Raw genomic sequence first — 5392 nt, 5'->3', positions numbered from 1 at the left:
GGCATCACCGCCGCCGTCGCTGACACCGAACACATCGGCAAGGCCCTCGTTGTCGCCCGGTCCGCGCAGGCAGCCATGTTTACCCACGGCCTACTGCTGAAAGTGAACCTGGGCTACTTCCTCAAAGGCATCCAAGACTCCGAACACCGCAGGCTCACCCCTGCGGAGGTCCGGACGCTGCGCGCCTACCGCAACCCGTGGCGTGCGGCCGTCGTCATCCTGCGAGACGCGGACCTCTCCCGCGACCAAGTCGCCGCTCTGCGCATCAACGACGTGACCGACGAAGGCCACCTCACAACAGTCGACCATCTGCCACTGTCCGACGCCGCCCGCACCTACCTTCGCGCCCAGCGCATCCTTCGCACTATCCAAGGCGCGGCAGGCACCGACCCGTTCATCCTCGGCTCCAGTCGCGCCATCGGACATGCGCATCGCCGTGCGGCCGTCGACCTTAACCTCCCGTCGGTGCAAGCCCACGAAGCGTCCAACGTCACCGGCCGTGAACGGTGGAACACCAACCTCGGCGTCGCGCTCCTGCCGCTCGTGTCCCAACACCTACCCAGCGCGGACGACATCAAGAACGGAAAGACGCCATGACCAGTACCGACCGTGTTGTCTACGCCAACGGCGAGAAGGTCCGCGAACGCGTCCTTGAAATGCGTATCAGCGAACGGGAACTCGCCCGCCGCACCGGTCTCGGCGACGCCACCGTCCGCGCCATCCTCCACCGCAACGAACTCAGCCGCAGCACCCAGGTCGCTGATATCTACCGGGGACTGACTCAACTTGGACTCACCCCTGGACAACTGCTGGATCAGCCACCGCCAGCCGAGCCCGAAGACACCGACGAAGACGACCTCCACACCCTCGCAGGACTCCTGCTTTCTGAGCGCACAATGCACAAACCCGACCGGCTCGCCGTCGCTCTCCAATGGGACCTCGATCGGCTCCGCACCGCCCTCACCGGCCTCGACGCACGCCTTCGTCACACCGGCCTCCGAGTGCACGAGAACACCATGGGCATCACCATCCGGCCCCTCGACGACCGCGCTGACCAGGCGCGGCAGCGCCTCGCCGAACTTCACGACGACGGCGAAGGCATGCACCAAGGCACTGCCCGTGTCCTCTACGCCATCTACACCGGCAACATCTCCATGCGCGAAACTCGCAACGACCACCAGGTCCAACTCGGTGCCCTCAAGAATCGTGGAGCCATCAACTTCGGCACCGGCACTGGTAACCGGTTCTCGCTCAGCGAGGACGTTGCGTACGCCTTCAACGTCTAGGGGTTGACCGGATGACAGGAACACCAGCGTGGAAAGAGCAGCAGATTGCGCAGGTGCGGGTCCTGCTCTTTGGGTGGCCCCTGTGGACGGCTGACCCGGCACGGCAGCAGGAGGCGTTCGACACGATGCCGACCGTTCGAGTGGATGACGCTTTTCGGGCTCGTCGGCAGGTTGAGGCGTGGAGGCAAACCGGCATCACGGCCCACCGGGTGATCGCCTACCTCTTAGCCGACGTCTCGTTAGAGGAAGCCCAGTCGTTCGAGGCAAACTCCAACGTGGACGTGGAGTCAGAGGAGTTCTTGACCCAACTGCGGCTCCTTGCCGCGTTTAACGGCCCCGTGCGTCGCACCGACGACGCGTCCTAATTGTTGTGCCTCAGGACGCTGCTGACATCCATGGCTACCCCGGATGTGTCCACGTTTGGTACCCCTACGGCTGCACCGGCCATATCTCGACGCGCTCATCCAGCGGCGGCAGTTGAGTGATTGCGATGCCGTCCCATAGCCAGCGTGGGACTGAGCAAGCGAGCCGGGGCGTGACGTCTGCCCAGACGCCCCCGTCGTACGCGACGTACTCAGGAATCGGGCGCGGCTCCCAGGCGGCATCCGAGACGAGTAGAGCCACAACTTCGACGCTGATGAGAGGGAGTTCCCCACGTGGGCAGGGGACTCGCCACTCCCGCTCGTGGAGCCAGTCAGCGCTGCCCGGTTCTGTTCGAACTATGAACGCCAGCGCGTCTCGGTCGACCTGGCTGCAGACGCGCTCCCACATCTCGGACCTGGCGTACCAGACAGGACCGCCGCCAGCGCTCCACGCCCACTGGCGCTGGACAATCAAGCCCCATCCATCGAACTGGAAGTGGCGAAGCAAAGCCTCCACGCCGCCGTGATCACTCTCACTGAAGCACACAACCGGGTTGGGATTGCCGTGCGTCGGGTGGGCACGCAGTACCTCCTCGGCGACGATATTGCTGAGCCGCTCTTCGGGGCTGAGAAACGCGGCCTCGGGCGCGTTGGTCGGACGCGCACGCCCGCAGAAGTGCACGAGCGTGTCCGCCTGGCCGGGGTGAACGATGGGCCTCAGTTGCTGCATCTGTTCCCCTGCCCCACGAGGGTGGTTCATCGGTCCATTTTTTGTATCACCGCGCGCCCATCGGTAAATGCGGACTCATCTGCGGCGCTAGCCGGAAGAATACGCACTGCGTCAGCGGGTGTAAGTCTGATGACCGAGGGGCTGGAACCAAAGTTCCAGCCCCTCTGACATGTCCTACTTGTCTGCAAACCGGTCTGCGTCTGCTGCAAATCCGTCTGCAATTCGTGCAAATACTGTCTGCGTTACGTGCAAGTTGTCATCAGCTGCAGCCAGAGGTGCTTCCGCAGCCCTCGCACACGTAGCAAGAGCCGGCGGGGCGCATCTTGGTGCCGCAGGTCATGCAGAGCGGGCTGTCGACCGCGGTGCCGGTGAGCTGCTCGAGGAGCTCGGCGGAGGTGTGGGCCTTCGCGGGCTCCGCGGCCGGGGCTTCGTCGGCGCTCGCTTGCGCTCGCTGCTCAGCCTCCGGGACGACAGTGGCCTCGACGAGCTCGGAGGCCGAGCCGGTCTCCTCGGCGAGCAGCTCGTAGGAGCCGGTCTCGAGGTGACGCTGACGCTCCTCGGCGGAGAAGATGCCCATCGCGGCGCGCTCTTCGAAGGGCAGGTAGTCCAGCGCCAGCCGGCGCCAGACGTAGTCCATGAGGCTCTGCGCCATCCGGACGTCCGGGTCGTCGGTGAGACCGGCGGGCTCGAAGCGCAGGTTGGTGAACTTCGCGACGTAGGTCTCGAGCGGGACGCCGTACTGCAGGCCGATGGAGACAGCGATCGAGAAGGCGTCCATCACGCCGGCCAGGGTCGAGCCCTGCTTGCCGAGCTTGAGGAAGACCTCGCCGAGCTGGCCGTCGTCGTGGGCGCCGGAGGTCATGTAGCCCTCGGCACCGCCGACGGTGAACGACGTGGTGCGCGAGACGCGCGACTTGGGCAGACGCTTGCGGGTGGGGGCGTAGACGACCTTCTCGATCACCTTCGGGGCTTCGTCGAGCTCAGCCTCCGAGGACTTGTTGGAGTCCTTGCCCTTGTTGTCGCCCTTGCCGTCGGAGAGCGGCTGGCCGACCTTGCAGTTGTCGCGGTAGACCGCGGTCGCCTTGAGGCCGAGCTTCCAGCTCTGCAGGTAGACGTCCTCGATCTCCTCGACCGAGGCCGACTCGGGCAGGTTGACCGTCTTGGAGATGGCACCCGAGAGGAACGGCTGGCAGGCAGCCATCATCCGCACGTGGCCCATGGGCTTGAGCGAGCGCGCACCCATGGCGGTGTCGAACACCTCGTAGTGCTCGGTACGCAGACCCGGGGCGTCGATGACGTGACCGTGCTCGGCGATGTAGGCCACGATCGCCTCGACCGACTCGGGCTGGTAGCCCATCTTCTTCAGCGCACGCGGGATCGTCTGGTTGACGATCTGCATCGAGCCGCCGCCGACGAGCTTCTTGAACTTGACCAGCGAGAAGTCCGGCTCGATGCCGGTGGTGTCGCAGTCCATCATGAAGCCGATGGTGCCGGTCGGCGCGAGCACCGAGGCCTGGGCGTTGCGGAAACCGTTGCTGGAGCCCAGGGAGAGCACGTCGGCCCACGCCTGCGTGGCGGCCTTGTGAACCTGGCTGTCTGCGATCGCGAGGGTGCGGATCGTGTCGTTGGCCGCCTGGTGCTTGCGCATGACGCGCTGGTGGGCCTCGGCGTTGCGGGCGTAGCCGGCGTAGGGGCCGACGATCGCGGCGAGCTCGGCCGAACGCTTGTAGGACTGGCCGGTCATCAGCGAGGTGATGGTCGCAGCCATCGCGCGGCCACCGTCGGAGTCGTAGCCCAGGCCCATGGCCATGAGCAGCGCGCCGAGGTTGGCGTAGCCGATGCCGAGCTGGCGGTAGTCACGCGTGGTGTCACCGATGGGCTCGGTCGGGAAGTCGGCGAAGCAGATCGAGATGTCCATCGCGGTGATGATGAAGTCGACGGCCTTCGCGAACAGCGCAGCGTCGAAGGTGTCGTCGTCCTTGAGGAACTTCAACAGGTTGAGGCTGGCGAGGTTGCACGAGGAGTTGTCGAGCGACATGTATTCCGAGCACGGGTTGGACGCGGTGATGCGGCCGGTCTCGGGGTTGGTGTGCCAGTCGTTGATCGTGTCGTCGTACTGCAGACCCGGGTCGGCGCAGGCCCAGGCGGCCTGGCTGATCTTGTGGAACAGGTCGCGGGCGTCGACGCGCTCGATCTCGTCGCCGTTCTTGCGGTCGCGCAGCGCGAAGTCGGTGCCGTCCTCGACCGCACGCATGAACTCGTCCGAGACGCGCACCGAGTTGTTGGCGTTCTGGTACTGCACCGAGGTGATGTCGACGCCGCCGAGGTCCATGTCGTAGCCCGCGTCACGCAGGGCCCGGATCTTGTCCTCCTCCTTGGCCTTGGTCATCACGAACTCCTCGATGTCGGGGTGATCGACGTCGAGCACGACCATCTTCGCCGCACGGCGCGTGGCGCCACCGGACTTGATGGTGCCGGCCGAGGCGTCGGCACCGCGCATGAAGGAGACGGGGCCCGAGGCGGTGCCGCCGGAGGAGAGGAGCTCCTTGGAGGAGCGGATGCGCGAGAGGTTGAGGCCGGCGCCGGAGCCGCCCTTGAAGATGAAGCCCTCTTCCTTGTACCAGTTGAGGATCGAGTCCATCGAGTCGTCGACCGAGAGGATGAAGCAGGCCGAGACCTGCTGCGGCGAGGACGTGCCGACGTTGAACCACACGGGGCTGTTGAAGGAGAAGTACTGGTTGACCAGCAACCAGGTGAGTTCGTGCTCGAAGACCTCGGCGTCGCCCGGGGTGGCGAAGTAGCCGTGGTCGAGGCCGGCCTTGGTGTAGGTGGTCACGATCCGGTCGATGAGCTGCTTGAGGCTCCACTCGCGGGCGTCGGTGCCGACGGCGCCGCGGAAGTACTTGGTGGTCACGATCGTCGAGGCGTTGACCGACCAGGTCGTGGGGTATTCCACCCCGCGCTGCTCGAAGACCGACGCGCCGGTCTTCCAGTTGGTCTGGACGACGTCGCGG

General features: G+C 65.6%; 5 protein-coding genes. 3 read left to right on the top strand and 2 right to left on the bottom strand.

What is annotated here, in order from left to right; all coding sequences use genetic code 11:
* From VOI19_RS13495 to VOI19_RS13485, 3 genes are all read left to right on the top strand, one after another.
* A partial coding sequence (locus tag VOI19_RS13495; RefSeq protein WP_323793482.1) for a hypothetical protein occupies positions 1 to 597 on the top strand: 597 nt, incomplete at its 5' end.
* Complete coding sequence (locus VOI19_RS13490; protein WP_323793481.1) at positions 594 to 1286, top strand: hypothetical protein; 693 nt, start codon at positions 594 to 596, stop codon at positions 1284 to 1286. The genes VOI19_RS13495 and VOI19_RS13490, both read left to right, overlap by 4 nt.
* A gap of 53 nt (positions 1287 to 1339) precedes the next feature.
* Positions 1340 to 1651: a hypothetical protein gene (locus tag VOI19_RS13485; RefSeq protein WP_323793480.1), complete on the top strand. Its 312-nt coding sequence runs from the start codon at positions 1340 to 1342 to the stop codon at positions 1649 to 1651.
* A 64-nt stretch (positions 1652 to 1715) separates the two neighbouring features.
* On the opposite strand, the gene VOI19_RS13480 is transcribed toward VOI19_RS13485, so the two are convergent.
* Together VOI19_RS13480 and VOI19_RS13475 are read right to left on the bottom strand one after the other, a co-directional pair.
* Positions 1716 to 2378, bottom strand: coding sequence for a hypothetical protein (locus tag VOI19_RS13480; protein WP_323793479.1), 663 nt, complete (start codon positions 2376 to 2378; stop codon positions 1716 to 1718).
* 259 nt (positions 2379 to 2637) lie between these two features.
* The coding region (locus tag VOI19_RS13475; RefSeq protein ID WP_323793478.1) for a vitamin B12-dependent ribonucleotide reductase at positions 2638 to 5392 on the bottom strand (2755 nt) is incomplete at its 5' end.

Origin of the sequence: Nocardioides sp. (assembly GCF_034670285.1) — a bacterium.
Taxonomy (GTDB): domain Bacteria; phylum Actinomycetota; class Actinomycetes; order Propionibacteriales; family Nocardioidaceae; genus Nocardioides.
This window is presented reverse-complemented; position numbering and strand designations above follow the sequence as displayed.

What these genes read in the sequence shown, in the direction of transcription:
- VOI19_RS13480 (WP_323793479.1), bottom strand. Translation starts at nt 2,378, where the DNA reads ATGCAGCAACTGAGGCCCATCGTTCACCCCGGCCAGGCGGACACGCTC.
- VOI19_RS13490 (WP_323793481.1), top strand. Translation starts at nt 594, where the DNA reads ATGACCAGTACCGACCGTGTTGTCTACGCCAACGGCGAGAAGGTCCGC.